Genomic DNA, 26,370 nt, shown 5'->3' with positions numbered 1-26,370 from the left:
CCCTTCGGCTACCGGCATTGCGTCCCGAATTTTAGCCCGTTGCCGTGACCCGCGCCCTTCACCTTCGAGGGTTCAGCCCTGCCTCACCACGGCCGCGGGCAAAGTGATGTTCCCGCTCGCCGGATCCAGGCAGCCGCCGCCCTTGACGTTGCCCCCCGAGTGCGCGCAGCAGTAGTCGTTGCCCTGACCCAGGTTCGTGATGCAGAACTGGTAGAACTGCTGGTTGAAGTCGGCGCGCGCGGTGGCCGGCGCTACGAACGGACTGGCTACAAACGCAAGTGCGGCACTCAAAAGGATGGCACGCAGCGTCCTGGGCCGAGTAATCATCGAAAGGCTCCTTCCGTGTGGTCATGCCGCCGGCATGCGCGGCTCGGCGGGCTGGCTGCCGTTCACCGTCTGCACCGTGGGTTTGATCGGCGGGACGGTGCCGTCGCCGGGGACCTTCATCGCACACAGCGCGATGCTGCGGCCAACCTCCGTGTACGCAGCGAACTGCCCCTCGGAAAACCATTGGTCAGATGTGTTGTCGTGGGGGAACTCTGCGCCACCGTGCTCCGCGGCGTAGGTCAAAACCCAATCGGGCAGCTCCTGCCACAACACCGCTTTGGCAACGATCAGCCATCCGGTTCTGGCGTCCTCCGTTTCGATTCCTGCTGCTTCGGGATAGGTGATCCTTCCCCTTGCGACAGCGCATTTGGTGACGCGGGCGTTGAGGCTGCAAAACGCGTTAGTATCGCCGAACTGATCGCCGGATCCCGGCGCGAGATTTTCCACACCGAACGGTCCGCCGTTTTCCATGGTGATCTCAACGCCGAGTTCGAATCTGGCGAGCCTGATTGCGTCGGACAGACCGGACAGCAACGGAGGACAGTCGCCGCTGCTGTCGATGCAGTAGATCAGTCGACACCGCCGACGCAGGGCCTCGACGAGGCCAAGGTTTTCGTAGTGTCCGCCGTCGGTGACTTGAACGAGTCGCGCGTCGAACTTATTGATCCCTAACAGCTCTCGGTAGAAGTACCCGGCTCCCCGCACCGAAGGCAGCGCCTTGGGGAACGAAGGGTCGGCAGCGTTGAGCTGAATGTTCCTCACGAAAAGTGGGTTGGGCAGCCAGGTTCCCAGCCGGGCGCCGGACAGCGCCAGCAGCGACTGAATGCCTTGGCCCTGCCTTCCCATCGCCGAGGCGAACGCCGCTCCGCTCACCGCGATCGCTGCTTGTACGGTGAGGTCGCGCTGAATGCGCGGGGGTGATGCGTGGCGAAGTTCCTCAGTCTTGAGCCAGCCGAGGGCCGGCCCGCCAACGTAATCGGCAGTCATGACGAACGACACGGCATTGAGGCCAGGTGCCGGCCGGATGTCACCATCAGAGATGGCGGCGGCTGCGGCAAACACGAATTTCGGACCACCGGTCTGAGTCTTGCCGTACTGGTCAAGCCAGGTCGACTCGCAGGCCTCGTACTCCACGGCCTTACCGCGCAGTCGTCGGACGGCGAACGCGTGCGCCAATCGTTGCCGATAGAACGGATGCAGGCTCAGCGAGGTCACATCAAAGCTGCTCAGCAGCAGCGCAATCAGCGCAATCAGACCGAGGTATAGGCACTGAACGTCGGACGTCAAAGGCTGGCGACTGCGCGTCGGATTGGCGATCGCATGCTGGATCTCCAGGTTGAAGACGTAGCCGGCGACGGTGCCGAGCAGCAGCAGCCACGCGACGAGCAGCACGCCTAACGTCAACACGACCAGGGCGAGGCGCACGACTCCCGACGGAACCAATTTCAGCCACCGCGAGGGATTCACCGGGCTGTCCTTCTTCGACGTCATCGACAGCAGCGTCGTCGAGAACTGCAGGGTTACGACCGCCGCGATGCCGCCGATCGCCCCCACCGGCCCCTTGTCCGGTCGCTGCAAACACAGCCACATCAGCGCGGGCCCCGCAACGCTGAGGCCGAATACCAGCATCGCCAACAACGCGGCCCTGCGGCCCCACTGGCCGAAAAAGTTTTGGCACTTGGTGCTTACTGGCGACGCGGAGGCCCACTCGCAGATCAGACCGAGGACGATGCAGGCGATCACTGCCGCAACGGGAACCGCGATGGCCGCCAACGCCGCTGCCGGGCGCGCGTGAAGCGCTTCGATCTCCACCCGCGGGTGCCCAACCGGGCTGGACGGCGGTAAGTCACCCCGGTAGGGGACCACCGCGCGGAACGGAAAATAGTTGACGAACATGCCCAGCAGCCAGCCCATAATGACGGCCGATGACGCCAGGATGAGCAGCGACGCCAAAAGGTTCTTGAAAACCTCGGCGAGCGCCCGCAGGAGCGCGAGCGGCGAATCAGCGAGGTAGTCGCAGCGGCGGCGCAGGTAGTCGAATTCGACCGAGCCCGGGCTGAAGCGCTCAGATAGTCGCGCGATCGCGCCACCGACCCGGCGGCCACGCGTTGGCTCAGGTTGGACGCTGAGGACGCGCGCGCCGGCGCTGAACCCGCCCCCCGACACCGAGATCACATAGTCGAAATCGTCCAGCGCCGGTCCCGGTGGCCACGCGTCTGCGACGGCGCCTCGGGGAAAGGCGAGCTGCTGCATTGCGCCCATCGCCACGCAAGCAGAGCGGATTCCGCCGCCGGACAGACACAGCGCCGTTGGCGTCGGTGCGGAGCCGTCATCGCGACGGCCGCCCGCGCCATTGCCGTCGGGTACGTAATAGGCCCGACGCCAGGCCGCCTCGACATCACCCTCCTCCGGTTCCGGCCCGGGCTCCGGCAACGCGTCGTCCCACCAGTTTTGGCCCGTGTGTCGCCGCCGGTACCTGCTCATGCGCCAGTGCGACAGCCCGACCCGGATCACCGAGAAAAAAGCTGCCGGTGCCGCCGTCACGGCCACGACGAGTGCGCACCATTTCACGGTTGCCATCGCTGGGGGCGCATAAATCCAGATCGCGCTCGGCACTCGGGCGAGCAACCCCCCCGGCGTCCGGTGCAGAACGCAGTAAATCAATACGTCCTCGAGTATGTGTGCGACCGTGGCGACCACCGCCGCCGCAAGGATGTAACGGCTCAGCTTCTTGCCGGACTCGGAGAACGCCAGATACTTGAAGACCAGGGCACAGACAATGAGCGCCAGGCAATAACCGGGGATCACCAAGCAATCGAAGCGCAGGGCGTCGGTCAGCGCCTTTGCCACGAAGGCAGGTATTCCCTTCCAGATGAAGTCTGGATTCTTGCTGAAGATCACGGTGAAGAGGTATTCCGCGTCGGCCCTCCCCCAGTACGCGACGAACAGGTATGCGCCCACACCGATCAGGATTGCGCTTGGAATGCCGAGCCACCAACGAAATCGTTTCGGCACGATGTCGCGTAAGCATGCCGCCGCGGTCGTGATGACTTGGCCAGTCGGCCTGTCGTGCATAGTCTTCGAGCCTTGGGCGTCCATGACAACCCCTTCGCATCGCTGACGACGTTATGTGCTTCGTCTCGCTCGTTACGATTCCGCCGCGGATGCGGGGCCAGCTAGAGTAGTTGACTACTTGAGTCCTTGCGCTCCCGCGCGCGAAGCTCGGTGGCGGATCCGCTGCCAGGGTTCATCGCTTCCCCGGCTGCGCGTGTGGCGCTGCGATAGTCGCGTTTAAGGGGCGTTCGAGGTAAAGGCAGCCGGCCGCTTACGGGACTGCCGGGAATCGCTCGTTGCGTCAGGCCGCGATACCGAGTTGCTGGTCGATCTGCGGCCAGGACAGCGGGCCGAGGGGAGTAAGCAACACCCAGTCGTGAATGCCTCCGTAGTTGAATTCGAAACCCATCGGGGCCCCTTGGGCTACGGCTAATTGCTGGAGGGCGAACGCCGATGCCTCGAGTGGATCCAGCGAGCCCGAGTAGACATACGTCGGCGGAAGTCCCCTCAGCGACCCATACAGGGGGCTCACCTCGGGGTTGGTCAGCGGAAGACCGCCCGCCCACACCTTGCCGATCTGCCCCCCGGTCGACGCCAGGTCCAGCCACGGAGACACCAACACGATGGAATGCGGGACCGGGCCAAGCGGGTTCGTCTGCACCATGTACTGGACGGCCGCCAGTGCGAGGTTGCCGCCCGCGGAGTCGCCCATCACGCTGACGTGCGAGGACCCGTGTAGAGCGATTTCCGAGGAGATGAGGCCGGCCATTTGGGGTACCACCGTGCCGGCGGTACCCCCTTGCTGCACCAACGGGTAGATCGGCACTTCGAAGGTTGCGCCGGTCTGGTAGGCCGTCACCGTGTACTGCAGCCAATGAAAGATTGACGGCGGAAAAATAAACGCGCCACCGTGAATGGCGACCACGTAATCGCCGGTGGGGTGCGCCGGCGTGATCTGCACGACGGGCATCCCGTTATAGGTGGTGTGCTGGACCGTCTCGCCGAGCAGCAACGGCAACAACCGCGGCGGGCTGTTGCTGATGCCTATCCCGAGTAGCGGATTGTCACCCGTAAGCAGAGCTAGGAGGGGAGAACCCGGCTCGGAAAAGAGGAAATTGAGTTCGTTGCTGACCTCGGCGCCCAGTGTGGTGGGGAGCTGCTGAACTTCCTGCTGGACACCGAGCAACGACTGCTCGATGCTCGCCAACGGCGAAGCGTTCGCCGCCTCGGCGGCGGCATACGCCCCGCCCGCGCCGGTCAGTGCCCGCACAAACTGCCCGTGAAAAGCCGCAGCTTGTGCGCTCAGTGCCTGATAGCCCTGGCCGTGGGCGGAAAACAGCGCCGCGATCGCCACGGACACCTCGTCCTCGGCCGCGGCCACCACTCCGGTGGTGGCGCCCGCCATGGCCTGGTGTGCCGTCTCGACCGCCGAACCAACCGAAGCCACGTTCGTGGCGGCGGCGGACATCAACTCGGGCAACGCAACAAGATACGACACCGCGCCACTCCCACCGTCTCGGGGCAACCTCCCGAGTTGCCCAGCCAACACCGATCGCCGAGTAGCCGGAGCTTATGCCCGCGGCGCGGAAACGGGTAGCAGTTCCCAAAAACTGCCTGACTGGAGATGCGAAATGGGGCATGCCGCATGCGACGGCCCTAGACGCGGCCTGGGCGTGTGGCCCCTCTAGGGCCGTGACCACAAATTTTTGTGGAGCTGCCGGGAATCGAAAACGGTGCAAAAACGCAGGAAATCGCCGCTACCTGCGGAAACCGGTCAGCGTAGAAACCTTTTCCTACATCTAGCGACAGGCAGCGACCTGTGGAAACACGACCGCCGTTTGTCAATGACAAACTGGGGTCGCTTGGGCCGGACCGCCACCAGCAAATACTCCAATACAATCGGCGGTACAAAGGGTTAGAACACGAATCCCGTCTTCAACACCAAGCGATTCCGAACCCGGCAAAATGTGCACGCGTGAGGCGTTGCGACTTCAGGTGGGCGATCGGCGTGGTCTGCGCGATCACTATCGCGGTGGCCGCCACCCTGCTGACCGGGCTGCGCATCGAGCCCACAGGACTAGCCGCCGTCTGGCGCTGGCTATGTTCGCCCGGCCGCAAGGGCTGGGCAACGATCGTCCAACTCGTTGGGACGATCGTCACCGCAACCGGGCTGGCGTTCGCGTGGCTGCGGGCGAAGTACCGCACCGACTTCGCAGGGCTGTTGAAGCTGCTGTTGAAGCTGCTGCGGAAGTGGATCCGGCGACTCATTTGCGGGCCGGCGCCGATGGTCATCAAGGCGGAAAGCGCCCAATCGAAATTCACCCCGGGCATCCCGATTGTCTACAAGACGTATCCCATCAACAAAAACCTGACAACAAAAGAAAACCTCCAGAAACTCGCAGACTTGGTTAACGAATACATCCCGAAGTTTGAGACTGACCTCACCGCTCTCCGCATCGAGATCACCCAGGTACGCGCGCACGCGTCGGGCTTGGCCGCCGATACCCTGCGACACCTGCAGGACCAAATCGCCGAACTACGCCGCGACATCGACGCAAAACAAGTTCTCGACTTGAGGTGGGCCAGCGTCGGCCTTGTGATCACCGGGATAGGTATCGCGCTGGGCTACGGGACCTAAGTGCAACCGCAACCACTGGTTCCGGCCAACGTCAGACCGGCTCCCAGCGCCACCCGTCGTTGTTCGCGCACTGAATGCGCTCGCCATCGCCTGCCACCCCGGTCGCTCCGTGGTCGCGAGCCCGGCAAAACTCGCCCGGTTCGTAGCAGTTGCCGGAATTCGTCGTCGGGTAGCAGTTCGATGGCGAGAGCGGCGGCGACCCCGAGGCCCCACCCGGAACCGAGATAAGCGCGGCCGTGAGTGCCACGACGCTGAGCAAGGGTTTCATGCGCTGAGTATCGCGCCAGGTGAAACGACTTCAGCTGAAAATCTGCACTCTGGAATTAGTCCAAAGCGGTTTGTACTTATTGTTGGAACGGGCAGCAAAATCCTTCAAGACACTTAAATACAAGGGGCGATACAACAGGGCCCGGCAACACGGCCCGCCGGTGCCCGGTTTCGGGGCACGGAGGCCTATCTTCGCCGACTTCGGGTTAGCCGGAACCACCGATATGGCTGCGCACCTGCATTAAGCCCGGTAACCCCTTGACGCCGCTTGCCTGCCTGGTTCACTTCGTGACGTGACCAACATGCACAGGACATCCAGCGACGACCCCCAACCATCACCGTGGCTAATCGTTACCGGCATTGTCGCCGCTCTTGCCCTGGTGTTCTTACTCGGTGTAGGCGCCGGACGAGAGTGGGGCGCAGAACAGTGGGGGCCCGTTGCGGCATGGCTATCAGGTGCTGTGACCTTGGCCGCCGTAGTTGTCGCACTGCGGCAGGCCGCCCTTGCACGGCAAGAGTCGATGCACTTGGAAATTGCCCGGCTAGTCGACCATGAAGCTGGCAGGCGACGAGAATGCATAAAAGCGCTCGGCGATTTATGGGCGGCTCTTTCCAAGGTAAGTTTCGAATTTTCCGTGTTCGAACACAATATTTACAATATGCCGGAGAATTTCGACCCGAAGAGGATACGCCTCCCAGAAGATGTGCCGCCGGGCGGTCACGTCGGCGAGCTGTACAGCGACGAGTTTATCCGTGAAACTGGAAAGTTTTACGCTAGATGGGTAGGTATTATTCAGCCGCCGTTATTCTCTGCTCTCGCAATACTTCACGGCACCGAATTGTTCGAAGAGATAAATGAGATTAGCGATATGTTGGTGAAGCTGGCCACCGAAGATAGCGAGGGGACTTTTATCGACATGGGAAATAAGATTAAGAGCGGCAAAAGACCAGACGTCAGAACTTTTAGCAACAGATTTGGCGCAGTTTACGCTCGGTCGGAGAAGCATCTCCGGCTGGTGCGAGAGCACTTCAGCTTGAAGCGTGAGGATATCGAGCGCACTGTACGCGAAGACTTCCGCCGGCCGGGGCCAACACGGTCGGGATGGCCGCCCCCTCACACACAGCGCTGTTGACGTGCCCGTGCGGTTCCGCAGCACGCCAGCATCGTTGGATCAACCAATGATTGCCGCCCCTTAGAACTTGAACGGGATCGCCCGGAAGTCGTTGCCCCACGGTTGGCCGGCCGCGTCGGTGGGACTACCCGACGAGTCATGCCACGTACCCGACCGGTACCGCCAGCCGGCATCGACCATCGCGTCGGTTTTGGCCCGCTCCACGATCAACTCCCCCAGCGCGTTGCGCAACGGGTCATCCGGCACCGGCGACCAGTCCGCCGAAGGCGGCCGCCACCCCGCAACCGACGACGCAGGCCGAGGCCCCGGCGCCGCGCTGAACTTGCCGAACAACGCCCGCTGCTCTTCGTCCGCGTAGCCGCCGTCCACCGCCTCGCGGGCCTCCCGGTATGTGGCCAGAATATGTCGCACCGACGACCGCGACGCGTCCAGCGCCTTGGCGATGGTCCGCGACGATTCACCACGGGCATCCCGGTGCACAACCGAACGCGCCAACCACACAAATTCGTCAGGACTACGCCGCCGACGCGGCGTGACCTCACCTCGTGATCCCATCGGTATTCCACCCCCTTCTGGGCCATACAACCCATTTACACAAGTATCTATGGCCCACCCACAAAAACCCGGTAACCAGGCCACGAGGGGGATTCAGGGGCCCAAACGGAGCGGGCCACCGGGGCCGGGGAGAACCCTCTCCGCCCCCGGCAACCACTGCGTTTGCTGGCCTTTGTAAGCACTACGGTACTAGCTGTTCAACCCCCTGTAACGCGTAATGCGGTGTTTGCTCCAGGCGGGCAACGTGGGCTTACGGGTGGTCAGCGAGATTTGTTGTGCCCCTTAGTTATTTGGCGCAGGCAGTGTTTGGTTGGGGTGGTGGTTTGCGGTTGGGCGCACTGCCGGCGGGAGGTGGGTTGCGGCGGGCGGCGTCGGCGGCCCTATCCGGACGACACGACACCGTTCCCGCGGCGATTTACCCCGACCTGTCGCCGCCCGGACCTAAGGTGAAAACAAAAGCAGGGCTTGGAAGTACCCGAGAGGGACCGGTCTGTGAGTATCAACAACGAGGACGCTATGCGTGCCCGGCTCGATGAAGAACGCCGCGCGGAGCGAGAAGGCCGGGTCTGCTACTGCGGACATCTCGGCACACATCATGTCGATTGGGAATGGAATTGGTATGGCGCTGCGGTCGGAGAGTGCGGCCATGCGGACTGCGACTGTCTGAAGTACAGATACGATATGTCTGCCGCGGCGGAGATGCGGAGTCGCTGGCAGGAGGAAAACCGGCTTGCGCTGGCGATGGGCGCGGAGGAGAAGCGCCCCAAGGGGACGCGGCGGCGCGGCAGGGTTGATAGTGCGATGCGGGGTGCGCTGCACGAGCTTGGCGGGAATCCGGGCGACCTGCGGTAAAGCGCCCCGAAAGTTCATCAGCGCGAAGGCTTCCCCAATACCGCCTGACATGGGCGCTTTGGCTGACGAAACGCACAGCGATTCGCCTTCGGCACAGTCCAACCCTCAGGGCATAATCGAGGCAGCTTGTGACCAGATGCTGCGGAGGCAACGAATGACAATGGTGCAATGGAGGGTCAATTTTGACGACAGCTCCCAGGACGGTGTTAATCGCGAGTGGGAAGCCCGCAAGCATGACTTCTTGATGCGATATGACAAGGCTCGGCTCCGGGAGCTTGCGAGTGATGCGCCCGAGGCAGCGTCCGCTATTCGCGAGATGATCGGAGAGGCTGCCAGCATTCAGAGGGCGACCAGACACTGAGCGCGGCCCCTGCCCAAGCCTATGGTTAACGTCTGGGTCGCCGGAGAGGCGCCTGCTCCAATCATTATTCAGCCGCCTTCTCCAACCTTCATCCAGCAGTATGGGCCTCTTATCGCTGCCCTGATAGCACTCGGAGGCGTATTGGCCACGTTGCTGTCTACTGCCAGACGAGAACGGGTAAAAGATAGGAACAGTCGCGAGGATGATTACCGAAAAGATGCGCGAGCATCGGTCTCGGCTGTGCTCACCGCTGCGGCGGAATTCGAGCGCCACGGACGGGTGCTGAGCGAGCAATGGCGTTGGATTCGAATGGGCTATACAAGAGCGACGCAACTTGCGGACGCTACAGAATTGGCCATGAAGGATCTCCAACAGAAAGTTATTGCCGCCTCCGTATTGGTCGCAGAAATCGAATTACAGTCATCGCTGCACAATTTCCGAACCGCCTTCGACCATGCAGCATCCGTTATTCACGATGCGGTCGATTCATTCTGGGAGGGAATGCCCGCTAAGAAGTCGTCGGCCGTCCGCGAGGACGCGTGGACTCAATACGGAGAATGCTGCGGGGCCATGGTCGCGGTAACTTCACAACTCTTGAGTCCTACAGTCAGATCTAGCGACTGTTAGGACGCCCAGTAGTCTCCGCAAGTGCGAGGTTATTGTCGCCTAGACTTCGCGTCCAGCCGTTCGAACGCGCAAGACGCGGAGGACGCCGCCATCCTTGTTCTATCGCCGGGTGCGGTGTATACCGCGCGCCGTAGACTCTGAGGGCCTACCTCTTGTGAAGAGTCATTTCTTCCGGCGTTTTCGCTTCGTTGTCCGCTTCGGCTGCTGGCGTTGGCCGCGCCGTTCACTGCGGTTACCTTCTCCGTTGGGCGGCCCGAATAGTTTGCGGTATCCCTCGGTGTTTATACCCATCTCCTCGAACCATTCCTTATAAGCTTCAGCGGCTTTCATGTACGCGTCTTTGATATCCGCGTTGCGCTCGTTGATCTCCTTCACAAACCAGTTGAAGAAGGCGGCGGCGGTGTTGACGTAGCTTTCGATCACAGGGCCTACCTGACTTTTATCACCGTTGCGGGTTTGGCGACTTCGTAAAGCTCTGACCTGGCGGTTGAGTGTTCTCCTGGTGCGGATTTGTGCACTAGGGCTGGCCTCGTAGGGTGCCTTGGTGGCGTATGTGCGCACGGTGAAGACCTCCTCGGGTGCCACGGCGGTGCAGATCGTGTGGTCGACGCGGCGTGGGTCACGCAAGATCGAGCACCTGGGCTCGGCCCATGACGTTGCGGGGGTGGCCGCGCTGAAGGCTGCGGCTGCTCAGCGGCTGGCCGCCGGGCAGGCCCAGTTGGATCTTGGGCTGGCGGCGCGCTCGCAGTCCGAGCCGTTGCCGATCACCTCTTCGAAGGCCGCTCATCTGTGGGATGCACTGTGTGCTGCCTACGAGATCCTCGGGTTCGACGAGGCTGCCGACGGCGATGCGGCGTTTCGCCAGCTGGTGCTCGCACGGATCATTGAGCCGACCAGCAAGGCCGATTCCCTGCGCGTCATCGAGGAGACCGGCATCGCGCCGGTGTCGTATCCGACGCTCAACCGCCGGCTGCCGGTGTTCGCCAAACCCAGTTTCCGGCAAGCGCTTTCGGCCATGTGTGCTTCTCATGCCCGGTTGGGCCGGGCCAGCTTGGTGCTCTACGACGTGACCACCCTGCACTTTGAGACCGACGCAGGTGACGGTTTCCGTGAGCCCGGGTTTTCAAAGGAGCGCCGCCTCGATCCGCAGATCACTCTCGGACTGCTCACCGATGCCACCGGGTTCCCGCTGACGGTGGCAGCCTTCGAAGGCAACAAGGCCGAGACGGCGACGATGGTGCCGGTGATCAACGCGTTCAAGACCGCCCACCAGCTCAGCGATGTCACCGTGGTCGCTGACGCCGGAATGATCTCTGAAGCCAATCAGGTGGCTCTTCAGGCCGCGGGGTTGTCGTTCATCCTGGGCGCCCGCATCCCGTATCTGCCCGATGTGGTGCGCGAATGGCGCAACAAACACCCCGACGACGCGATCCCCGATGGGCTGGTGGTGACCCAGCCCTGGCCATCGACCTCCACGGAGAAGACCCGGGGCATCCCGGATCGGGTGACCCACTACCAGTACCGCCACGACCGAGCCCGGCGCACCCTGCGGGGTATTGACGAACAAGTCCGCAAGGCCGAACGTGCCGTTGACGGGCACGCCCCGGTCAAACGAAACCGCTACATCCAACTCTCGGGAGCGACAAAGTCGGTGAACCGGACGTTGGAAGCCAAGTCCCGCGCACTGGCCGGATGGAAGGGCTACACCACCAACCTCACCGGACAACCCGCGGCGTTCGTCATCAACGCCTACCACCAGCTGTGGCGCGTCGAGAAGAGCTTTCGGATGTCCAAGCACGACCTACAAGCCCGACCGATCTACCACCGCACCCGCGACTCCATCGAGGCGCACCTGAGCGTGGTGTTCGCCGCAATGGCCGTATCCCATTGGATAGAGCACCAAACCGGTTGGAGCATCAAGAAATTCGTCCGCAACGCCCGGCGCTACCGCACCGTCACCATCCAAGCCGGCAGCCACACGCTGACCGCCGCCGAACCACCGCCGGCCGACCTCGCCGAAGTCCTCGCCACAATCCACGGCCTACGTGCGCACTAGCCTGATAAAAGTCAGGTTATACCCATCTCCTCGAACCATTCCTTATAAGCTTCAGCGGCTTTCATGTACGCGTCTTTGATATCCGCGTTGCGCTCGTTGATCTCCTTCACAAACCAGTTGAAGAAGGCGGCGGCGGTGTTGACGTAGCTTTCGATCACAGGGCCTAGGTCGAAATGCTCGTCTTTCGCCCGCAGGTACTCCTTCGCCGGGGCGGTCCATTTCTTCCACTTCAGCAGCTCGTCCCTGTCGAGGGTGAGCCTATTGATGAGTACGCTCGGTCGCCCGCGCCCTCCGCTGAATGTGGTGCTGACCCGCGGCAACGGAACTGACCGGTGTGTGCAGTAATTACGCAGCTCGGTCATGAACTCTGCTTCACCGGTTTCGAAAGACGCCTTGCGGTGTTCGGTGTATTCGCCCGTCTCGAACTTCGACCCATCACCCCAGCAGTGCCTCATGACTACGCGCTGTGCCTCAATCAGCGAGTACACAGACGTTAAATAGTTGTGAAGGAAGCGCACCAGTTCCTTTTCGAACTCGTCATCGACGTCCTGCGCGAAGTGGCGGCGATTTCTCATAAATTGGTCGGCGTGACGTGCCAACTCCTCGGCGTTTTTATACATTACGTGCCCGGAGCGACCGAGCGCAGCAAGGTCCAGGTTCAACCGGTATCCGGGCATCGCCTGCAGCTCGGCCATGCGTTTGTCTCGCTCGATGCCGAACGGGCTAGTCCAGCTCTCTACTACCGTCGGTTCGTCGGCCTCGTTTTCGACGGTGTCGCCTTGACCACTCATGTCGCTATCGTGCCAGCCGAGAGCGAGGCACGGGGACGGCGGCGGGGACGCAAGTGAGAGCGCAAAGGTCGCCACGCATTGATACCTCAACCCATAGCATCGGCGCGGCCCGGTCGTGCTATCAAGCGCACCTACTTACAAGCAGCGCGACTGAAATACTATGTCCTATAACATAATCAGGTCAAATTGACGTTGCAACATCCGAAGCCGCGCAGCTCCCCTGAGTCGAAATTAACTGCGTACCAGTCAATTTGACGATCTCAGCACTTGTTAGCAAACACACTAAGGCGTAGAATTAGTCTAGTCGAAGGTGGCAATTTGCCTGTTCAAACGCTTGATTGGAGAACCTCGTGATTTTTACTCTAGCAATCTCTGTGGGTGGCGCTATTGTTGCTGCGGCGGCAGTGCTGGAGGGTGTTGTACGCATGATGCGCGCCGGGAAGTGAGCGCCGTCGACGCGGCGCGACACGCCGACAAGCGCGGCTTCGAAAGCGTTGTCACCGCCGTAATTGTCGTGAACTCGGCGCTGTTGGTCTGGGGCGTGGTCGCCCACGATGACGTTGCTGAGCACCTCGAAACGGGTTGTCTGGTGTTTTTCGTTGGGGAACTGGTGGTGCGGCTGCGGCGGAATGGCTGGAACGCTGCCCGGTTTGTCCGGAGCCCGTGGGTGGTGTTCGACGCGATCGTGATCGCGCTGGCCCTGGCACCAACGCTGGTCGGCGCCGACGCCACACTCTTGAGGCTGGCGCGGCTGTCGAGGTTGGTGCACTGGCTGCGGCACGTCAGCCACTTTCGGGCGGTGCGGCTGTTGACCGGGCCGGCGCACTGAGATCGGTCGGTTCAACGGCGGCGGTGAACCCCTCCGAGTTTCAATTCCCGCTACGATCACCCCGTGTCGCTTGTCCGTGAAGTCGCCGTAGGAGTCGTCTCCAGCCTGATCACCTCCGGGATTCTTGCCGGATGGGGCGTGCTCGCCGGGCATTGGCATGTCGTCGTCGCACGCTCTCACGGCAACCAAATCGCCGCCGCGCTCGAAGTTGTGTGGTACGTCCTCATCCTGGCAACGGGCTTGTTTTTCGCCTACGCATTTGTACTCGCGGTGAGCAAGCCCGACAGGTTCAAGTTCTCGGAAGGCCGCGCTGCGAAGATCGCCACCCTCCTCACCGTTTTATTCGGCGCCGCCGGCATGACGATCAACGGCGGGCGGAACCTGTGGGTGCTGTTCACCGACCCGTCCGGCGCAATGTGGATGCCTGGTGTATTCACATAAGCATTGCCAGTTGCATTGCCTGCAACTGGAGAGCGTGACGGCGCAGGCCGCAGGCCCGACATCGCGGAAGACCATGCTGCAGTGGGAAACACTGGACCCGGACGCGACCTACTCTTTCGGGCGGTGGGGCACCGTCAGCGAAACCGTGGGCGCGCGGCACAAACACCACGCGTGGGGCGCGGCGCCGTTTAGGGCCTTCGGCGGCGACGAGATCATCGTTTCACCTTCAGCCGCGCCGCGATCTCGCCCACGTACTCGGTTTTCCAGTCCCCGCCGCGCTCTTCGAGCAGTTCCACCACAGCGCACGCCAAGGCACCCATCACCCCCGTTGCGCAACCGGCGCACCTGCACTCGTTCAACGTGAACCGGAACGCGTACTCGTCGTCGTTCGCGATCGCCAAACACAAACGCATCGCCCGGCTTTCGATCGCATCACGGTAAGGGTCCATCACGTCACCACGCCGGCGAACGGCGTCGAATACGGAAGCGGCGGAGTCTGCCAAGAAACATCCTCACCGCACGGTCCGCAGTAGTCATCTTCTAAGTCCTCGTCGTCGTCGTCAGGGTCGACCACCTCGTCCGGGTCGTAGTCGCTTACGTCGCTCCCGTGACGGGCGCGGTACTCGGCTAACACCGCGTTCACGTCCGCGACCGCAGCTTCGTATCCCCGCCGATAGGCCACATTCGCAAGCACGGACGCATTTCCCCCACGCAGATCCATGGGTACCGCCCCCAGACGGCGCACCTCCAGATTCTCGTCACCCCAACCACACTCGCCGGCCTCGAGCAGCGCGCGGTGATGCGTAGCGTCCGCGACGGAGGCGTGACACGCCACCCGCCGGCCCGTGTCCAAATCGACCAGGGACACGGGCGTACCCGCCGGGCACCCCACATCATCGGTGCGAATCGAAAGCCTCATCGTCACACCGGGATCCCAGCGTCGAGTTTCTGGCGGCGTTTCCAGTCGACGCAGCGCATGCAACGCTTGCACTTCACGTTGCATAGGTCGCCGCCAACCGATTCATCGTAGTGCTTCGAGTTGCCCTGGCAGCTCTTCAACTGCGTCAGCATTCGAGTAATCGGCAATCGGTGAGAGCGGAATTCGCGGATCGATTCGTCGGTCATTCCTTAACTCCGCGTCCTACAAACCCAGCTTTGAGCGGCTGAACGGTCCGGGAGGCCCGGACCGGATGATGTTGGACGGCAACGGCCCATCGACTTTGGACGCGTCCAAGTCCCCCGTCACATCCGTATACCCCTCGTCATGCGGATCGATCGGACTCGCGTCCGGATGCCAACTCGTGTCCGGGCCGGTGAACTGGCGCTGACCGTTACCCGGATCATGCACAAACGTAAACGGGGTGTCGTGCGGTGAACTCACCTGTCCTCCTTAAAGTTTAGGGATGGGGCGGGCGGTGAAAACGCGGGTGTCAGGCCCTTAAAACAGTCCCGCCCCATCCGGTCTCAGGGGCTTAGAATGTGGGCGCTGACAAACCGTCAATGACGACCACGCTCTGCGGATAGCGAGCCGCTGAAAAAGCCAAGTAGCTATAGACTTGCAGAAGGACAGTCAGGTTAGCGGCCTTAGTTTCTGGGAGAACCCTGGCCCTAATGCCCGACTCCCACAACACCAAATCGCTTGCGCGACATACATAAATCAAGTCCTCATTTCCGCTGGGACTAAAAGGCCCGTTCGTGACCGTGATGTTCGGGTCGGTCACGACGGGGAGGCCTTGAACGCTACCGACGACTTGTTGGGAGACAACAGCGGTTTCGAGGCCGGCGACGTTCCACGGCCCGTTTGAGGACGGGATGAACAGCGGGCGCCCGGTGGTGTCGAGCTGGGACAGCAACCAACCCCAGCGGCGGGGATGCATCACGATCACCTCGGGCGGCAAAAACCGTGTGGTGTGGATCGTTTGGATTGCGTTGGCCAACGCATTGTAAATCCCTTGCACGGTAAGGGCGTCGGCGGTAACGGTGTTGATACCGGGCGTGTAGTCGACGCCCAACACCTGACCGTTCGTGCCGGAGCCGTCCAAAACCTGCGTGTCCACGGCCGCCGCGTGAGCAGCAACTAGATCCCTGAACACGACGTCATCGAACGCTATCGGGCTCTGATCGATGAGCTGGATGGCGACACCCTGCTGACCGGCTATGGTGCGCACCGGTGCGTTGATGAACGTGTCCGTCAGGTCGGTGTCCGAAACGGTGGAGTTGTCCGAGGTTTGAACACCAACTGTGGTGCCGGACAACACCTTTGGAATGTTGATTGAGTCGGTCCCTCCGGGGAGGGGCTGTCGCTGAACAAGGTTCGCGAACGCGCGACCCGGACGAGCCAACTCGATGTATTGCTCCAGGAGCCAGGCAGGCGGGACCGCATAGCCTCCTTGAGAATCGGTGCGCGACAAGTCCCGCTGTTCCATGTAGGCCGGGTGCTGGGCGACGTCGCGGGCGTGGTCGGCCAAATTCCGGCGCGATTCGCCGTTGTCGTCCCAGCCGCAGTGCACGCGGACCAGGTCACGCAACCAGGATTTCCCACCCGGGCCACCCCGATCGTATTGGCGGTAAACAAGGGCAGGATCGTTAGCGTATTTATTCACTTCTGAACTCTTCGAGGGTTGGGGGTGGTTAAGTCGGTCGTGTAATGCGCGGGCTTCCGGCGTCCACGAATTGCCGTGAGCTCGGTTTTCCTGCGCCTGCAAATGCGCGATCCGTTTGTCCAGTTCGTCGAGGTCGGCGATGGCGATTTCTTCGGCGGGCATAAATGTTTCGCGGCCCGCTTTTTGCGCGGCTTCCAACATGCGTTGCAGCGCGATCCCTTGACGGGCGCGCTGTTCTCGTAGCCGAGTAATCAATTGGTTTTCGGCGGGCACTTGCAGCTCTTTCGCGGCGCACAAAAGGTGCGCCGATTATCGGGGCATCCGGCCTAATGCCGGTGAACTGCGGTTAAGCCTTTTAGGCGAACCGTGGGCGGAATTACCGCCGATCTCCGCGATGCTGCGTCGGCCCACAACCTAGGGGCGACTCCGCTTTTGCATAAGCAGGACCGATGTCAGCGTAAAAGGGGTTTGCCGTGTAATGAGGTTTGCGACACGCGGGCACAAAAAACCGCCCCGGAAGGTGAATTCCGGGGCGGGTACCTGGTTCAGATTTTTGGTGCTGCGCTTTCGGCTTCTCGAGCGCGCAGCTAGCTCTCAGTGGGACCGTCCGAATAGCCCTGGCCGTTTGTCAGTTTAGTCAGCGCCGCCGTTATTGTTCGCGCCCATTTTCGGGCGTTTCGTGCCCGTCTGGCGAGCACAGCTCGTTGAGCATCGCGTAAAGCCGCTCAAGTGCGGCCCCCCAATCGATGGGGCGGTGCGGATCCAATTTCTTCCCGGTGAGATTCACCTGGAACGGTTGGCCGTTTGAGCGGACATACTGGTTATGTTGGGCAGACATTAAATTACGTTTACAGGTCTATGGTGTTCAACCTGGATTGCAGGTAGTCGATATCTACTGGGTCCGCGACAACCCCCATTAGGGCAAATGCTTCGCGCACCGAGTGGCCTTCGGCATGCAGCGCGCGAAGACGTTCCCATTCATCGTCGGTCATCGGCGTTTCTGACCCCACTGTTCCCAAATCTGCCAGTCGTGACGCGCCTTTTCCGCGGTTTGTTCGCATGCGAGTTTCACGCCGGGGTCGTCCGGGTCGATCATCGATAAACGGCGGGCATCATTTTCAGTCAATTGCAATCTAGCCATTTAGCGAGGGTAGAACCGGTTTTCCGGTACCGGCGTGTAGGCGCGCTTAGGCGACGCCACCCCGTAGCGGCGGCGGCACCGGCGCCGGCGGCTGATGGATAACTAAACCGGCGTCGGCGGCCTCGACGCGCAACCACGACCCGGCGCAAATAATCGCGCGGACGGTTTCCCCGTCGTTGACGAATCGGGCGTGCCCAGCAGCATCGGTGATCACTTCATCGGCGGTGATGTCAATTTGTGAGCCGTCGCGCATGGTGGCGATCCACGTGGTCATAAGTCCTCGTCCTCGTCAAAGTCGTCGGAGGCCTCCCACTTGCAAGATTTGGCGCAGTCCACCACGAACGCGCCCGCGATGGCCTTCGCCGCCACGTCGGCACGCTCACGGGTGGCGTGGAAACTCGTGTGGGTGGTGTAGGTCGGCGGCGTGGACCAAATACAGGCATCCGGGCGGGTTCGGTGTTCGGTAGCAGTCCGTCCGGTCGGCCAGGGCTCGGGTCGTTCACGCAGCCGTCGGCGCGGCAATGCTTATGTCCCCACACGGTTCACCTAAATCCTTTACGCGGCGGCATCGCGGAGTCTCCCAAGGCACGGGCAGGCGCGGGGTGTGCCGCTGACGCGGTTGAGGCATTGCTGCATCGGGGCCGCGCCGCACACCGAGCAGGGCCGCGCGATGCACCCGGCGTAGGCGGGAGGCCAAAGGCGGCGGGGCCACCCGACCGTCTCAACCCATGCACAAGTCTGCATGAATTAACGGTAAGGCTTCCGCCACGCTTTCCGGTGATGATGTCCGGGCAAGTCCGGTAGGAAAATTAGTGAGCCCCCGCGAGGCCGACGAAAAACGAGTTGCGAGCAAGTCTTTTTGGCGCGCGGGGGCTTGCCCCCAACTGTAGCACCAAACACGCACATGCCCTAGCCCCGTAGGGGTATTTGGGTCGCCTTGCTATGGCCCCCCAGGGCTGGCCCCCTTTTTCCGCTCGCCGTCGCCATCTCCACGCCTCATAGCCCCTCGTCGGTTTTGACGAGCGGCTACCTGTTGGGGAACCCTGCGCGTTTTGTACACCAACGCGGTCGGCTCGCCTCCGGACTGGCGACTTAGTGTCCACGAGCACTCTGCGCGGCGCCGTATGAGGTACGCCGCCCAGTTCCGGACCACGGCTTGGTTTTACGACGGAGATCGTGGATAAGAACGTCGGCGCTCAATTACTTGCTCGCACTTACTTGTTTACGTCAGGTTTTCCAGTACTCGGTGGATATCGGCGCCGCGCCGGCGTGTCCGAATGTTGTTGTCCCAATTTATATCTCACTCGGGTGGCACATTGAATGTGGTTATGCGCAAGCTAATTCGCCAGGTCCACGCCGTGCTAAATGCCACTCGGGTGCGATAACCGTTGTGGCGCTGCGGGATTAGCGGCGAAATTAGGGGTAGGTGAACGCCGTAATCGGGCGTACGCTTCCGCGACGTGAGTGAAATTGACTGGTGCGACGACGACCAACTCGACGGCAGTGACGACGAGCCAATCGGCCTCGCATACCTCGGTGACACGGGCCCCGAGCAATGACCGGCGACACCACTATCACCGTCGTCGGCAACCTGACCGCCGACCCTGAACTACGGTTCACCGCCTCGGGTGCTGCCGTGGCGAACTTCACCGTGGCGTCGACGCCGCGGATCTACGACCGGCAGGCCGGGGAATGGAAGGACGGCGAGGCGCTGTTCCTGCGGTGCAGCATCTGGCGGGAGGCCGCCGAGAACGTCGCGGAAAGTCTCACTCGCGGCGCCCGGGTGATCGTCACCGGCCGGCTCAAGCAGCGGTCCTTCGAACCCCGCGAGGGCGGCGGGAAACGCACCGTCCTCGAAGTCGACGCCGACGAGGTCGGGGCCTCGCTTCGGTACGCCATCGCCAAGGTCAATAAGGCCAGCCGGGCCGCCTCCGTGCCGGCGCAGACGAGCAGCGGCCCCCGCGACGACCCACGGGGCAGCGCCCCAGCCTCCGGGACGTTCGGCGGCGGCAACGACCAGCCCCCCTTCTGAATATGTATTGCGACCGAGTTAATCCCGCAGCCGTGTCAGGATTCGACCGCGACCAGGCCGCCTGGCACGGAAGGGGCGCCGTGTTCGCGCTGCGCGTTGACGGGGACACGGGCGTGTGCACGCGGCTGCACGGTCACGACGGGCCGTGCGCCGGCTATGCGTTCAAAATCAGCGAGCCGATCTCCTGGCCCAACGGGTTGCCGCGCACCGTCACCGTGACCGATATTGCCGTCGTGCGCGCCGCGCACGATGCCACACCCACGCCCGCCCTAAGGGCATTGGCCCGAGACCTGGCCCGGGCAGCGCGCGAGGCCGCCGGTGACGGTGACGAAAACCACGACACCGGCGCATGAGCGCCGAGCGCAGCGGGCGGCGCGGGCGGGTTGCGCATCGTCCAGCGCCGGCCATGATTTGATTTACCTGGTCGACGTAGCCGGCCAGGGTGGCCCATTCGTTCGCCGCCTTGAGCGCTTACCGCGCGGCGACCACGTCGGGGTCGTCGGGCGGGCATTTCCTGTTACCCAGGCCGGCGAGGCGGGCGCGGGCGCGGGATATTTCGGGTGTTGGTGGTGCACGAGCCATGCGACCAGTCAACAACTATGTCGAAATCCATTCCCCTGCAATTACGTTGGCTTGACATGCCAGCAAGGTAAACCTAAATGTACTGTGGTACAACGGAATTGGTTGGATCCCCGCGAAAACACGCGTACGCTGCGCGACATGAATGATGACGAAATCACCGTGCGGCTTGCGCTGTGGTACGAGTCCCAGGAGATCATTGATCACCTGCGCCGCATCCCGCGCCAAGCAGCCGAGAAAACGATCCACCAACTCGAAATCCTGCGCGACAACTTCGACGCCGGCCCCGCATCCCGCACCCGCCTCAACTCCCTGATCGCCGCGCAGCGTCAGCTAATCACCGCCCTCGAACGCGGCGACTTCAACGCCATCCGCCGCCACCTGGAGCAGGCCAATGAACTCCAAGTCGGCGACGCCGCGACTGCCGACGATGATCGGGCCGGCGGTGACGGCGAGTTGTATGCCGAGTATCTCGACGGCTTGGACGCGGCCAGTGAATCCAGGGTCGCCGCCGTCCTCGACCAGCTTGAGCAACCAGACGATCAAGCAAACGACGGCGACCCGCCATTCTGATGAGGCGCTACGAACTGTCGGAGGTTGCGGAGCTGCTGCCGGCCAAACTCCGCGATCCAGAACGATGGCTACGACGCCGGCTGAACGCCAGGGTGTTCCCCGGCACCCGCGTGGGCCGTCATTGGGTGATGACCGACGATCAAATCCGGGCCATGCTCAAGGTGTTGGGCACCGACGACGAAGTACGGCCCGCGCCGGAACCTGCAGAGCCGGAGGCGGTGTCGTTTCTGGACAGCCTGTCCCCGCAAACCCGGAGGCGGCTGAGATCGATCTAGCAGGCCGGCATCCCCAGCGCCTTGGTCATTGCGTCGGGGGCGGCCTTCCCGGCGCCGTCGATCAGGTGCGCGTAAATCCGGCTCGTCGTGGCCACGTCTTCGTGTCCGAGTTGCGCGGACACGGTGATCAAGGGGACGCCTTGGCTGAGCCACAGGCTTGCCGCCGTGTGCCGCAGATCGTGGATACGGGGTTTTTTCGTCAGGTAAGGCGTTGTGTCATCGTCGGGCTTCGTGCGGGCCTTGGCCAGTGACTTATTCCACACGTTGGACCGCCACGAATAGAGCCGAATCGGACCGCCTTGACTGTTGGTGAACACGTACTCGCCGGTCAGGTCAAGGTTGTCGATCACCCAGCCGGGAACGAACACCGTCCGGTTACCCGCGTTCGTTTTGGGTGCACCGGGCTCATAGCCGCCCGGCGTCCGCTTCCACGATTTCCAGATCCGCACCGCCCCGGCCTCGCGGTCAACGTCGCCCGGGGTCAGCGCGGTGGCCTCGCTGAACCGGCAACCGGACGTGACCAGGAAATCAAGCAACGGGTGCCAGCGTTCGGTGAACAGTGCCTTGAGGAGTTGGTACTCCCCCGGCGTCAACGTGGTCATTTGTCGTCGCGGCGTTCGGGGCAGCCGGATTCCGGCCGCCGGGTTGGCCGGAATCAGCGCCGGCGTTCGGGTGGCAGCGGCGTTCAAGCATCCCGACAGAAACCCGATTTTGTTGCCGATCGTCTTGCCGCTGTTGCCGGCGGCGGACAGCTTGTTCACCCAGCGGGCGACGTCTTCGCGCGTCAGCGTCTCCAGCGGTACGTCACCGAGCGTCGGGGTGATGTCCCGCGTCAAAAACCGGCGGTACTCCGCGATGGTCTTCTGCTCGACACCGGACAGGCTCTCGATGTGCTGATCGACCCAGCCGGCGACAGTGAAGGACTTAGGCGACCGGGCCGGGGCGCTCAACCCGTTCATCTCCAGCGCCCGACGAACGCCATGAGCCTTGACGAGGGCCTGAAAGGCGTGGGCCTGTTTCTGGTCGCGGAACGTCATCGGGAACTGTCGCCCGTCAACGCGGCACAACACCGTGTAGGACACGGCCCCGTTTTTGCGGGTGCGCTCACGAATCGAGGCCCAAAAGTCCTCCGGGGCACCGCCCCCGTTTGTCATTCCGTTTGTCATACTGCGGAATCGTACCATAACCGCAGGTCAAAGGGTGGAGCTGCCGGGAATCGAACCCGGGTCCTACGGCATTCCCTCAAGGCTTCTCCGTGCGCAGTTCGCTATGCCTCTACTCGGATCTCCCGGTCACGCGAACCAGCCAGGATGACGATCCCAGTCGCTGTGCATGTCCCGATGAGTCCCGCGACCGAACTCACCGGTGGATCCCTCTAGCTGACGCCAGGCTCCGGGTCGAGGGCGTTCCCGGTCTGACGGACTAGCTGTCGCTTAGGCAGCGAGAGCGTAGTCGCGCTGATGTGAATCGGCGCTTATATGGTTGCAACGACGCTTACGGTGGTCTCTTGCCTGCACCGGCACGCTTCCCTTGATTCGATGCGCGAAGTCGAAGCCGTTCAGCCCCTCGCATCCCCGCCGACTTTCGGCGGGACAATCAATGGTACGCGGTCACCAACGCCCGGCAACGCAATTAACTTCCCGAGACCGCCCTAGCCGAGTACCCCCGGGTCTTACGACTACCAGGGGTACTCGGTGCCGAAGCGTTACTTGATCCCGACGACGTCCTGCGCGATGGCGGCCACGCGGGTCTGCGCTGCCGAGACGATGCCTTGCCGGTTCTTGTGCGCCTCCTCGTAGGCAAGGATCGCGCGCACGTCGTCGGGGGCCGTCAGCTCCTTGATCGCGGCCACCGCCTCGCCGACGTTCAGGTCGTCGTACTTGCGGATCGGCAACTCCTTGGCGTCCAGGACACCGGCGGCCGTGCGACCCGCGTGCAACGCGTCGGCGGCCTTATCTGCACCCTCGGAACTGGTGACGCGCTCCGCGGCCTTCAAGGCGGCGCTCTGCGACGCGGACAGCGCCTTCGCGGCAATCTCGCCCGCATTGCCGCCGCGCTTGACCAGGTCGCCCAGCGCCGGACCGGTGGAGCGCAGCNTGACGTCCCACCCGGGCAGCGGGCTGGCCGCCTGCCAGTCGGCCTCCTCAAGCCCGTCCAGCAGGGCGTCGATGTCGTCCCACACCGCGAAGAGGCCAGCGAGCACCTCGGATTTGTCGAGTTTGGTCACCGGTCGATCGGCCATGGACGGATAGTAGGCCGATCACGGGCCAATCGTCAGCTAGCGGCGATCATCGCGACCGAGCCCATCGCCATCACCATGCCGACACCCTGCAGGCGACTGACCCGCTCGCGGAGCACCACCATCGCCAACACGACCGTCGCGGCCGGATACAGCGAGATCAAGATGCTGGCCAGCGAGAGCAGCCAGGTGTGCAGCGCCAGCAGCATCGTCACGTTGGCGCAGATGTCCAGCAGGGCCACCGTCAGCGCCATCTTCATCGGCCTGCCCTGCGGCAGTCGCAAGTTATTGCTCATCGCGGACATGCCGACCACCACCGCGGTGGCCGCCAGCCGGGCGAACACCAGCGGCCAGAGCTTGGTCGCGTGTGGCGCCTGATGAAGGAACACCATGTTGAGCCCCATCGCCGACCCGGCCAGCACAGTGAGCCAGGCCACTTTCGGGGTGAATCGATAGGGCGTCACGCCGTCGGCGGTGGCCTCGCGGCTGACCAGCATCACCGCGATCAGGGCCAGGACGACGCCCACCGAGGCGGCGTGGCCGGGTCGCTCGCCGAGCGCCACGCCGACGGCGACGGGCACGGCCGCGTTCAGGACGGCGGCCAGCGGCGAGACCACCGAGATGGGCCCGGATCCCAGCGCGGCGAAGAAGGCCCACATCCCGAACGCCATACCGACGCCGTACAGGCTGCCCCAGATGATCGCGCCGGGCTGGATCGGGCCGCCCACGCCGATGGCCAGCATGCCCAGAATCAGTGCCTCGAGCGGGTAGGCCACCAGCATCACCCGCAGCGCGGCCACCCGTCGAGCGGCCACACCGCCCACGAAATCGCTGACGCCGTACGTAACGGCAGACAGCTGGGCGTAAGCCGCCCCGATCAGTTCATGCCCTTGGCTCGCCGGCCCAACTCTCGATGCAGTTCGCGATTGGCGTCGCGACGGGCCATGTCCTGGCGCTTGTCGTATGCCCGCTTGCCGCGCGCGAGCGCGAGCTCGACTTTGACCTTTCCTTCGGAGAAATACAGAGACATTGGCACGAGCGCGAGGTTACCATCTCTTATCTTGCCGACCAGTCTGTCGATTTGTTGCCTATGTAACAACAACTTTCGATTGCGACGAGGGTCATGGTTGGTCCAGCTACCGTGCTGATACTCGGGAATGTAGAGGTTGCGCAACCACACTTCGCCGTCGTCAACCGTTGCGAACGCGTCGGCCAACGACGCGTGGCCCTCGCGCAGACTCTTGACTTCGGTGCCCTGCAAAGCCACACCGGCCTCGTAAAGCTCCTCGATCGAATAGTTGTGGCGCGCTTTGCGGTTGGTGGCCACGACCTGTTTGCTGCCGCGCTTGTCGCCCGCCGCCCTGCTCCGGCCCGAGTCTTTCGCCACAGCTACCGCCGTACGTACAGGCGCAATGTCACATAGGCGGTCAGTCCGGCCATCGACACGCCGAGCAGGAACAGGATCGGCGAGATGTAAATGATGTCGGCATAGTCGACCCGGGCGATCAGGTTGGCTTGATAGAACTGGTTCAGCGCGTTGTCCAAAAACGTTGCCCGGACCAGGATTAGGCCGGCTACCGCGATGGCCACGCCCAGCGCAGCGGCAACCATCGCCTCCACCAGGAACGGCAGCTGCGTATACAAGCGGCTGGCGCCTACCAGGCGCATGATCCCGATCTCGGTGCGCCGCGTGAAGGCCGCGACCTGGACCATGTTGGCAATCAACAGGATCGCGCCGACGGCCTGCACCAGGGCCACGGCGAACGCGACATTGCTCAATCCGTCGAGCACCGCGAACAGCCGGTCGATCAGGTCCTTCTGGTTGAGCACGGACAGCACCCCGGGCTGCCCCTGCATCGCGGTGTCAAAGTCCTTGTGCTGCTCGGGGTTATTTAGCTTGACGATGAAAGACGCAGGAAAGGAGTCCTTTCCGGCAACGTCCTTGTACTGCGGGAACTTTCGGATCGCGTCGTCGTAGGCGTCCTGCCGGTTGAGGAACCGAACCGCTTTGACGTCCTCACGCTTGTCGATCTTCTCCCGCAGCGCCTTGCACGGGTTGGCGGTGCAGGAAGGGTCGTTGGCGGAGACGTCCTCGGTGAGGAAGACCTGCGTCTCGACGCGGTCGAGGTAGATGGCGCGGGAGTGTTCGGCCAGCCGGACCACCAGCAGGCCTCCGCCGAACAGGCCGATGGAAATCGCGGTCGTCAGGATCATCGCTGCCGTCATGGTGACGTTGCGACGAAGGCCGGTCAGGACCTCGTTGAGCAGGAAGCCGAAGCGCACTTAGCGATCCATCCCGTAGATGCCGCGCTGCTCGTCGCGCACCAGCCTGCCCAGCGACAGCTCGACGACCCGCTGCCGCATCGAGTCCACGATGTGGTGGTCGTGCGTCGCCATCAGCACCGTCGTGCCGGTGCGGTTGATCCGCTCCAACAAATCCATGATGTCCTTACTGGTATCCGGGTCGAGGTTGCCGGTGGGCTCGTCGGCCAGCAGCACCAGGGGCCGGTTGACGAAGGCGCGGGCTATCGCCACCCGCTGCTGCTCACCACCCGACAGTTCCTGCGGCAGCCGGTTGGCCTTGCCGGACAGGCCGACCGTCTCGAGCACGTCGGGAACGACCCGATTGATCGCGTCTCGGCGCTTGCCGATGACCTCGAGCGCGAAAGCGACGTTTTCATAGACCGTCTTTTGCTGCAGCAACCGGAAATCCTGAAACACGCATCCGATCACCTGGCGCAGCTTCGGGATGTGTCGTCCGGGCAGCTTGTTCACGTGGAACTTCGAGACCCGGATGTCACCGGTGTTCGGCGACTCCTCGCCCAGCAACAGCCGCATGAACGTCGATTTGCCCGAACCCGAGGGGCCGATCAGGAAGACGAATTCACCCTTGTCGATCTTGACGTTGATGTCGTCCAGCGCCGGGCGAGCCGACGCTTTGTACTTCTTGCTGACATTGTCAAGGGTGATCATCACGGCACGCCAGTGTAGCGGTGA

At 62.8% G+C, this 26,370-nt stretch carries 29 protein-coding genes, 1 other RNA gene and 1 pseudogene; 11 read left to right on the top strand and 20 right to left on the bottom strand.

From position 1 onward, the window contains the following. Positions 1–72 precede the first annotated feature (72 nt). The 3 genes from BN4348_RS33465 to lipY form a co-directional block, all read right to left on the bottom strand. A complete protein-coding gene (locus BN4348_RS33465; protein WP_142308624.1) occupies positions 73–327 on the bottom strand; it encodes a hypothetical protein in 255 nt (84 codons plus the stop codon). 21 nt (positions 328–348) lie between these two features. Beyond that, positions 349–3,426: a patatin-like phospholipase domain-containing protein gene (locus BN4348_RS33460; RefSeq protein WP_142308623.1), complete on the bottom strand. Its 3,078-nt coding sequence runs from the start codon at positions 3,424–3,426 to the stop codon at positions 349–351. 256 nt (positions 3,427–3,682) lie between these two features. Beyond that, complete coding sequence (lipY, locus tag BN4348_RS33455) at positions 3,683–4,879, bottom strand: triacylglycerol lipase LipY (RefSeq protein ID WP_084453944.1); 1,197 nt, start codon at positions 4,877–4,879, stop codon at positions 3,683–3,685. Positions 4,880–5,413: 534 nt separating this feature from the next. On the opposite strand from lipY, the gene BN4348_RS33450 reads away from it, so the two are divergent. Both BN4348_RS33450 and BN4348_RS59315 read left to right on the top strand, forming a co-directional pair. Continuing rightward, a complete protein-coding gene (locus BN4348_RS33450; protein ID WP_142308622.1) occupies positions 5,414–6,019 on the top strand; it encodes a hypothetical protein in 606 nt (201 codons plus the stop codon). Between the two features lie 560 nt (positions 6,020–6,579). Next, positions 6,580–7,419 carry a hypothetical protein gene (locus BN4348_RS59315; protein ID WP_142308621.1) on the top strand — a complete coding sequence of 280 codons (840 nt, stop codon included), beginning with the start codon at positions 6,580–6,582 and terminating at the stop codon, positions 7,417–7,419. Between the two features lie 60 nt (positions 7,420–7,479). Here BN4348_RS59315 and BN4348_RS33440 read toward each other — a convergent pair whose 3' ends face one another. Next, entirely contained in the window at positions 7,480–7,914 is a 435-nt protein-coding gene (locus BN4348_RS33440) for a hypothetical protein (RefSeq protein WP_142308620.1), read from the bottom strand. A 552-nt stretch (positions 7,915–8,466) separates the two neighbouring features. Between BN4348_RS33440 and BN4348_RS59310 the strand changes: the two genes are divergently transcribed. Both BN4348_RS59310 and BN4348_RS59305 read left to right on the top strand, forming a co-directional pair. After that, positions 8,467–8,826 (top strand): hypothetical protein, encoded by a 360-nt coding sequence (locus BN4348_RS59310; protein WP_142308619.1) that lies wholly within the window; start codon positions 8,467–8,469, stop codon positions 8,824–8,826. Between the two features lie 502 nt (positions 8,827–9,328). After that, positions 9,329–9,814 carry a hypothetical protein gene (locus BN4348_RS59305; RefSeq protein ID WP_142308618.1) on the top strand — a complete coding sequence of 162 codons (486 nt, stop codon included), beginning with the start codon at positions 9,329–9,331 and terminating at the stop codon, positions 9,812–9,814. A gap of 162 nt (positions 9,815–9,976) precedes the next feature. Here the strand turns inward: BN4348_RS59305 and BN4348_RS33425 are convergent, their stop codons facing one another. Beyond that, complete coding sequence (locus BN4348_RS33425) at positions 9,977–10,237, bottom strand: hypothetical protein (RefSeq protein ID WP_066908844.1); 261 nt, start codon at positions 10,235–10,237, stop codon at positions 9,977–9,979. A 121-nt stretch (positions 10,238–10,358) separates the two neighbouring features. On the opposite strand from BN4348_RS33425, the gene BN4348_RS33420 reads away from it, so the two are divergent. After that, positions 10,359–11,870 (top strand): IS1634 family transposase, encoded by a 1,512-nt coding sequence (locus BN4348_RS33420; RefSeq protein ID WP_066908841.1) that lies wholly within the window; start codon positions 10,359–10,361, stop codon positions 11,868–11,870. Positions 11,871–11,881: 11 nt separating this feature from the next. Here BN4348_RS33420 and BN4348_RS33415 read toward each other — a convergent pair whose 3' ends face one another. After that, on the bottom strand, positions 11,882–12,661 hold the full coding sequence (locus BN4348_RS33415) for a hypothetical protein (protein ID WP_235852628.1): 780 nt from the start codon (positions 12,659–12,661) through the stop codon (positions 11,882–11,884). A 442-nt stretch (positions 12,662–13,103) separates the two neighbouring features. Between BN4348_RS33415 and BN4348_RS33410 the strand changes: the two genes are divergently transcribed. Together BN4348_RS33410 and BN4348_RS33405 are read left to right on the top strand one after the other, a co-directional pair. Further along, entirely contained in the window at positions 13,104–13,490 is a 387-nt protein-coding gene (locus BN4348_RS33410; protein WP_066908838.1) for an ion transporter, read from the top strand. Positions 13,491–13,553: 63 nt separating this feature from the next. Then, positions 13,554–13,931, top strand: a complete 378-nt coding sequence (locus BN4348_RS33405; RefSeq protein WP_142308617.1) for a hypothetical protein — start codon at positions 13,554–13,556, stop codon at positions 13,929–13,931. Positions 13,932–14,143: 212 nt separating this feature from the next. Here the strand turns inward: BN4348_RS33405 and BN4348_RS33400 are convergent, their stop codons facing one another. The 7 genes from BN4348_RS33400 to BN4348_RS33380 form a co-directional block, all read right to left on the bottom strand. After that, positions 14,144–14,332 (bottom strand): hypothetical protein, encoded by a 189-nt coding sequence (locus BN4348_RS33400; RefSeq protein ID WP_211145650.1) that lies wholly within the window; start codon positions 14,330–14,332, stop codon positions 14,144–14,146. Positions 14,333–14,379: 47 nt separating this feature from the next. Next, complete coding sequence (locus tag BN4348_RS60695; protein ID WP_211145649.1) at positions 14,380–14,934, bottom strand: hypothetical protein; 555 nt, start codon at positions 14,932–14,934, stop codon at positions 14,380–14,382. A gap of 138 nt (positions 14,935–15,072) precedes the next feature. Then, positions 15,073–15,312, bottom strand: coding sequence for a hypothetical protein (locus BN4348_RS59295; protein WP_142308615.1), 240 nt, complete (start codon positions 15,310–15,312; stop codon positions 15,073–15,075). Positions 15,313–15,403: 91 nt separating this feature from the next. Beyond that, on the bottom strand, positions 15,404–16,807 hold the full coding sequence (locus tag BN4348_RS33385; protein ID WP_235852627.1) for a phage major capsid protein: 1,404 nt from the start codon (positions 16,805–16,807) through the stop codon (positions 15,404–15,406). 575 nt (positions 16,808–17,382) lie between these two features. Then, positions 17,383–17,526: a helix-turn-helix domain-containing protein gene (locus BN4348_RS59880; protein ID WP_160040284.1), complete on the bottom strand. Its 144-nt coding sequence runs from the start codon at positions 17,524–17,526 to the stop codon at positions 17,383–17,385. After that, complete coding sequence (locus BN4348_RS59875; RefSeq protein WP_160040281.1) at positions 17,523–17,675, bottom strand: hypothetical protein; 153 nt, start codon at positions 17,673–17,675, stop codon at positions 17,523–17,525. Before BN4348_RS59875 ends, BN4348_RS59880 begins: the two co-directional genes overlap by 4 nt. 46 nt (positions 17,676–17,721) lie before the next feature. Continuing rightward, a complete protein-coding gene (locus BN4348_RS33380; protein ID WP_066908824.1) occupies positions 17,722–17,949 on the bottom strand; it encodes a hypothetical protein in 228 nt (75 codons plus the stop codon). 1,281 nt (positions 17,950–19,230) lie between these two features. On the opposite strand from BN4348_RS33380, the gene BN4348_RS33375 reads away from it, so the two are divergent. The 4 genes from BN4348_RS33375 to BN4348_RS33360 all read left to right on the top strand — a co-directional run bounded on the left by BN4348_RS33375 (position 19,231) and on the right by BN4348_RS33360 (position 21,134). Next, positions 19,231–19,707, top strand: a complete 477-nt coding sequence (locus BN4348_RS33375; RefSeq protein ID WP_066908821.1) for a single-stranded DNA-binding protein — start codon at positions 19,231–19,233, stop codon at positions 19,705–19,707. Positions 19,708–19,787: 80 nt separating this feature from the next. Further along, a complete protein-coding gene (locus BN4348_RS33370; protein ID WP_160040278.1) occupies positions 19,788–20,060 on the top strand; it encodes a hypothetical protein in 273 nt (90 codons plus the stop codon). A 331-nt stretch (positions 20,061–20,391) separates the two neighbouring features. After that, positions 20,392–20,859 (top strand): hypothetical protein, encoded by a 468-nt coding sequence (locus tag BN4348_RS33365; RefSeq protein WP_066908815.1) that lies wholly within the window; start codon positions 20,392–20,394, stop codon positions 20,857–20,859. Beyond that, positions 20,859–21,134 carry a hypothetical protein gene (locus BN4348_RS33360; protein ID WP_066908812.1) on the top strand — a complete coding sequence of 92 codons (276 nt, stop codon included), beginning with the start codon at positions 20,859–20,861 and terminating at the stop codon, positions 21,132–21,134. Before BN4348_RS33365 ends, BN4348_RS33360 begins: the two co-directional genes overlap by 1 nt. On the opposite strand, the gene BN4348_RS33355 is transcribed toward BN4348_RS33360, so the two are convergent. The 7 genes and pseudogenes from BN4348_RS33355 to ftsE form a co-directional block, all read right to left on the bottom strand. Then, positions 21,131–22,288 carry a tyrosine-type recombinase/integrase gene (locus BN4348_RS33355; protein ID WP_066908898.1) on the bottom strand — a complete coding sequence of 386 codons (1,158 nt, stop codon included), beginning with the start codon at positions 22,286–22,288 and terminating at the stop codon, positions 21,131–21,133. The genes BN4348_RS33360 and BN4348_RS33355 overlap by 4 nt on opposite strands. A gap of 44 nt (positions 22,289–22,332) precedes the next feature. Beyond that, positions 22,333–22,700: a transfer-messenger RNA gene (ssrA, locus tag BN4348_RS33350) on the bottom strand. A gap of 532 nt (positions 22,701–23,232) precedes the next feature. Next, positions 23,233–23,376: pseudogene (locus tag BN4348_RS60690) on the bottom strand (maleylpyruvate isomerase N-terminal domain-containing protein); the annotation flags it as partial. 32 nt (positions 23,377–23,408) lie between these two features. After that, complete coding sequence (locus tag BN4348_RS33340; protein WP_211145666.1) at positions 23,409–24,158, bottom strand: EamA family transporter; 750 nt, start codon at positions 24,156–24,158, stop codon at positions 23,409–23,411. A 92-nt stretch (positions 24,159–24,250) separates the two neighbouring features. Continuing rightward, the gene (smpB, locus tag BN4348_RS33335; RefSeq protein ID WP_066908803.1) at positions 24,251–24,760 is read right to left on the bottom strand and encodes an SsrA-binding protein SmpB; all 510 of its coding nucleotides are present in this window, start codon (positions 24,758–24,760) and stop codon (positions 24,251–24,253) included. A 2-nt stretch (positions 24,761–24,762) separates the two neighbouring features. After that, a complete protein-coding gene (ftsX, locus tag BN4348_RS33330) occupies positions 24,763–25,656 on the bottom strand; it encodes a permease-like cell division protein FtsX (RefSeq protein ID WP_066908800.1) in 894 nt (297 codons plus the stop codon). Then, a complete protein-coding gene (gene ftsE, locus BN4348_RS33325) occupies positions 25,657–26,346 on the bottom strand; it encodes a cell division ATP-binding protein FtsE (protein WP_066908895.1) in 690 nt (229 codons plus the stop codon). Positions 26,347–26,370: the final 24 nt, after the last annotated feature.

Origin of the sequence: Mycobacterium interjectum, from assembly GCF_900078675.2 — a bacterium.
GTDB classification, from domain to species: Bacteria; Actinomycetota; Actinomycetes; order Mycobacteriales; family Mycobacteriaceae; genus Mycobacterium; species Mycobacterium interjectum.
The sequence above is the reverse complement of the archived record's forward strand: the minus strand, read 5'-3'. Positions and strand labels throughout refer to the sequence as shown.

Coding starts and splice junctions, on each gene's coding strand:
- BN4348_RS60695 (WP_211145649.1), bottom strand. CDS start 14,934: ATGCAACGTGAAGTGCAAGCGTTGCATGCGCTGCGTCGACTGGAAACG.
- BN4348_RS59875 (WP_160040281.1), bottom strand. CDS start 17,675: ATGGCTAGATTGCAATTGACTGAAAATGATGCCCGCCGTTTATCGATG.
- ftsE (WP_066908895.1), bottom strand. CDS start 26,346: ATGATCACCCTTGACAATGTCAGCAAGAAGTACAAAGCGTCGGCTCGC.
- BN4348_RS59880 (WP_160040284.1), bottom strand. CDS start 17,526: ATGACCGACGATGAATGGGAACGTCTTCGCGCGCTGCATGCCGAAGGC.
- BN4348_RS33415 (WP_235852628.1), bottom strand. CDS start 12,661: ATGAGTGGTCAAGGCGACACCGTCGAAAACGAGGCCGACGAACCGACG.
- BN4348_RS33465 (WP_142308624.1), bottom strand. CDS start 327: ATGATTACTCGGCCCAGGACGCTGCGTGCCATCCTTTTGAGTGCCGCA.
- BN4348_RS33460 (WP_142308623.1), bottom strand. CDS start 3,426: ATGGACGCCCAAGGCTCGAAGACTATGCACGACAGGCCGACTGGCCAA.
- BN4348_RS33375 (WP_066908821.1), top strand. CDS start 19,231: ATGACCGGCGACACCACTATCACCGTCGTCGGCAACCTGACCGCCGAC.
- BN4348_RS33360 (WP_066908812.1), top strand. CDS start 20,859: ATGAGGCGCTACGAACTGTCGGAGGTTGCGGAGCTGCTGCCGGCCAAA.
- BN4348_RS33355 (WP_066908898.1), bottom strand. CDS start 22,288: ATGACAAACGGGGGCGGTGCCCCGGAGGACTTTTGGGCCTCGATTCGT.
- BN4348_RS33380 (WP_066908824.1), bottom strand. CDS start 17,949: ATGACCACGTGGATCGCCACCATGCGCGACGGCTCACAAATTGACATC.